Origin of the sequence: Nocardioides sp., from assembly GCF_050699375.1 — a bacterium.
In the GTDB taxonomy this organism is placed as follows: domain Bacteria; phylum Actinomycetota; class Actinomycetes; order Propionibacteriales; family Nocardioidaceae; genus Nocardioides.
This window is the reverse complement of sequence record NZ_JBOHDN010000270.1, coordinates 1-3011: the sequence shown is the minus strand read 5'-3', so window position 1 is coordinate 3011 and position 3011 is coordinate 1. Positions and strand designations below refer to the sequence as shown.

2 protein-coding genes are annotated in these 3011 nt (G+C 71.6%); both read right to left on the bottom strand.

What is annotated here, in order from left to right; genetic code table 11:
• On the bottom strand, positions 1-2713 hold a 2713-nt coding region (locus ACRDPS_RS19540), incomplete at its 3' end, for a UvrD-helicase domain-containing protein (RefSeq protein WP_431503326.1).
• 2 nt (positions 2714-2715) lie between these two features.
• Positions 2716-3011: hypothetical protein (locus tag ACRDPS_RS19535; protein WP_431503325.1), on the bottom strand; the 296-nt coding region annotated here is incomplete at its 5' end.

Below are 3011 nucleotides of genomic sequence, written 5' to 3'. Positions count from 1 at the left end.
GACCGTCGGCCAGCGGGCCGAGCGGGGTCAGGTTGAGCGGCAGGATCGCGGTCGCGAGGTCCTCGGCGGAGGCGGGCACCGGCCACCAGCGCAGCTGCTCACGCGTCCTCGCCAGCAGCTCCTCGCCCAGGTCCGGCGCCGCGGGGTCGGTGTGCTCCAGGACCGCGTGGACGAGCGAGCCGAAGCCGGCGCCCTTGGGCAGCTCGGCCATGGGTGAGATGTGTTCCTCCTCCGCGGGGTTCTCGACAAGATCGACGTCCTCGACGATGGGCTCGTCGTCCTTGCCCTCGACCTCCGGCTCGGAGGTTGCCGCGACTCCCTCGTCGACCCGGATCAGCCCCGAGTAGGACGTACGCCGCCACTCGGCGTCCACCTCGCGCGTGAACGCCCGCGCGGCCAGCATGCCGGGCGGCGTCTCGCGCACCGGCGGCACGGCGGTGACCGGCACCGCTTCCTCGGCCGATGGACCAGCATGGCGCGCAACATTGCCCAGCAGGCTTGCCGCGTCCTCGTCGCTCGGCACGGCGACGTTGTCGGGAACCACCGCTTGACCAGGGCCTCGCCCGAAGAGCAGCCGGTGCAGCCCGCCGGTGGCGGTGTTGGCTGTCGGCGCCCACCAGGCGACGACCTGAGACTGCGCTCGGGTCAGCGCGACGTAGAGGTCGCGCAGCTCCTCGCCCAGCTCCTCGGCCTGATGGCGCGCCAGATGCTCGGCCCATTGCGCACCGGTCCGGGTGACGTCGATGGTGCGCTGCCCGGAGGCGTCGTGGAAGTGGGCCACCTCGGGGTCCCGGACGAAGAAGTCGTAGGCGAAGGGCAGGTAGACGATCGGATACTCCAACCCCTTCGAGCCGTGCACCGTCACGATCTGCACCGCCGCGGCATCCGAGTCCAACCGCCGCGGGCGCTCGGCGACGGCTGAGCGACGCCGCTCGTCACGGAACCAGGACAGCAGCGCCGGCAGCCCGAGCGAGTCGCGCACGGAGATGTCATGGAGCAGCTGCCCCAGGTGACGTACGTCGGTCAGCAGCCGCTCCCCGTCGGTGCGCTGCAGCACGCGCGCGGTGAGCCCGCGCTCCTCCGCCGCCTCGGTCAGCGCGGCGACGCCCCGACCACGCAGCAGGAGCGCCCAGCCGCGCAGCGTGTCGGCGATGCGTGAGGTGAGCACCTCGCCCCCCGCATCGAGCTCGGTCGCGGTGTAGCCGAAGAAGACGCTCAGCCCGGCCGCTCGTACCAGCGGCGTCCGGTGGGGCGAGTCGAGCGCCTGCAGCAGCGCGAGCCAGTCCTCGCCGGCGGGGGTGAGGAACACGTCGCCGCCACCGGCCATGACGGCCGGGATGCCGTGCTCCTGCAGCGTGCGCTGCACCAGCAGCCCGTGGGTGCGTACGGCGACGATGACCGCGATGTCTCCGGCCCGGACCGGGCGGTCGCACCAGGTGGCACCCGAACCGAGCAGCTCGGCGATGTCCCCGGCGAGGTCCCGGGCGATATGGGTGCGCGCGTCACCGGCGGTGACCATCTTTCCGCGGGTGAGCTTGAAACCCCTGCGCCCCACCCGACGGATCCGGAACGGCGACGGGTTCGGCGCCCCGACCAGCCTGGAGCCGGCGTGATGGGCCCCGACGTCGTGGACGACGATCTCCGGAGACCCGAGCGCTGCGCCCCGCAGGACGACCTGGAGCCGCTCGACCAGCGGCGCGTCGCTGCGCCAGTTGGTGCCGAGCGTCGCCTGTGTCCGAGCGGTCCGAGCGGCTTCCAGGTAGGTGAAGACGTCTCCGCCGCGGAAGGCGTAGATCGCCTGCTTCGGGTCGCCGATGAGCACGAGCGTGGCGTGACCCTCGAAGGCCCGCGACAGCACCTGCCACTGCACCGGGTCGGTGTCTTGAAACTCGTCGACCAGCACGATCCGCCACCGCTGTCGCATCCGTGCCCGTGCGGGCGCGAACGGGTCCTCCAGAGCGACCGCGAGCCGGGAGAGCAGGTCGTCATAGGACAGGATGCCGCGCATCTGCTTGCGCCGGTCGACCTCGTCGCGCACCGCTTCGGCGAACCGCACCCGTGCGCCCGCGACCAGATCTTCGGTCGGCGCCTGGGCGAGCACCGACTGCGGATCCTCGACCGCGGTGCGCGCCAGCCCGAGCGCATCGTCGCGATCGAACGGTGGCCGCTCCTTGGCCTCTCCGAACCACTTCAGGTAAAGATCGTCGACAACCTCGACGACCAGCTCGTCGAGCGACTCGACCAGCTCGGCACCTGCATCGGTGTCACCGGCCACGCCGAGCGACCGCAGCACGAGCTGACAGAACTGGTGTGTCGTCGCGATCGTGGCACCGTCGAAGGAGGCGAGCGCGTCGCGCACGCGCTCGTGGCGTACGGCGATCTCTTCCTCGGACACGTTCAGCAGGAGCTCGAGGTGGGCGTCGAGCGGGTTCGGGCGCCCACCGCGGGCAGCCTCTGCGAGCGCCCGCTCGGCGTCGAGCAGGCTCTTCCGCACCCGCTCGCGCAGCTCCTGGGACGCGGCACGACCGAAGGTGATCGCCAGGATCTCGTCGAGGGTGGCGACCCCCTCGACGACGTAGCGAGTGACCAGCGCGCCGATGGTGAAGGTCTTCCCCGTGCCGGCCGAAGCCTCGATCAGCGTCGTCCCGGTCGGGAGGGGGCCGCTGAGGTCGAAGCGGAACCCGAGACGGTCAGCAGAGTCGGATGAGGTCATGTTCACCAGCTCCCCTGCTCGGCCTTGAGCAACGGTGACCAGACCCGCAGCGCGAGCGCGCCGAAGCGCGTCGTCTCGCCGTCGAACTCCTCGCCCGGGCCCGGCAGATCCCGGAGACCCGGGATGCCGGATCCCGCACCCCAGGCGCGCAGCTGCTCCACATCGGACTGCTCGCCCTCGAACCGGCCGTCCTTCCAGTCCCAACCGGCCTTGTAGAGAGCGTCGTCCGGGCTCGCCTGGGTCCGGCGCTGACGCGCGTAGGTGAGTGATGTCTTCAACGGCAGCGGCAACGGCTCGG